Below are 1,143 nucleotides of genomic sequence, written 5' to 3' on the forward strand. Positions count from 1 at the left end.
TAATATTCAAATACCTGCAATGATGAAATCTTTAACTAACTTGCTTCGTTAGTTGAATAAGAAGGGGGAGAATGGAGTTCTCCCTCGCAACTTAACCTGCTGCGTTAATTGAAGTATTACATTCCCAAACCGACGTTTGGGAACATTATCCCCCTTATCGTTGTAAATCCGCATTTTTCTGACGGGACGCCTTAGCGTACAAAATTTCCGAAATGTTGACGGCATTCCTACTAAAATTATACCTTTTCACCTTTATATTTACAGAAAAATCAAATATTTTAATGACAACTCTGTTACAACTGTAACAAGAACGTGTGTTTCTTTAAATTACACTACATATCCGCTTATTGTCTTGGCGAACGGGAAAATACGGTTATCAAAGGTACGAAAGTAGGTGATAGTGCTGATTACTGAACGTTGGTTAAGTAGTAAGCGAGCGACTGAATTTGTACATGATGGGCACGTAGGGGTGAGTGAGCCAGGGAAGGGGCAGCCACTTTCACAGATTCGACAGCAACTTGCCGAAGAAGAAGTGAGTTCTTCTATTGAGGTGAAGCCACTTGTTTTACGGCAGCATTTTTTACAGCAAGGCAATGTAGCGGATGCTAACCTTGTCGACCAAGTAGATGTAATGGCAATTCGTGTGAAAGGCGGGCGTATTGTGAATGAAGTGTCCTTTGCCGGAGCTAGTTTTTTAGAAGGATTCTTGAGCGTGTACGGGATTGAATTAGAGCGAGCTGTTCGGCGCTATGAGGAAAAGCTTCAGCTATTTGAAACGCTAGATCAAGAACGAAAGCAGCGAGCCGTTTTTATTGGGCGATTGAAGCACGGAGAACTAGAGCAGTTGTCCCCTTCATTTGAAACTGAGCAGCAAGCCAAAATAGAGCTAGAAACAATGAAGCAAGTAGAAAAGGAGCGTGCACTAGCGCCATCTTTAGAGGTGGAGCGTGATGAATCATAGAGAAATGAATAGTGAAAGTAGGTTTGCGTATGACAAATAACACGAAAGCAACAAGCTTAGTAATGGGAACAGCTTTGGCCATTGTCGTTTGTTATTTCATAACACCCGAAATCGTTTTTGCCTCAGCTGGACAAGTCCAAGCTAAGCTCACAAATGCAGCCAATGTCGTGAAAGGCATTTTA

Annotated in this window: 1 protein-coding gene; it reads left to right on the plus strand. The window is 42.0% G+C overall.

The window, feature by feature from the left end:
- Window positions 1-400: 400 nt before the first annotated feature.
- Complete coding sequence (locus QI30_RS19175) at window positions 401-961, plus strand: hypothetical protein (RefSeq protein ID WP_126992101.1); 561 nt, start codon at window positions 401-403, stop codon at window positions 959-961.
- Window positions 962-1,143: the final 182 nt, after the last annotated feature.

The sequence above is a fragment of the Candidatus Kurthia intestinigallinarum genome (assembly GCF_003991225.1).
GTDB lineage: Bacteria > Bacillota > Bacilli > Bacillales_A > Planococcaceae > Kurthia > Kurthia populi.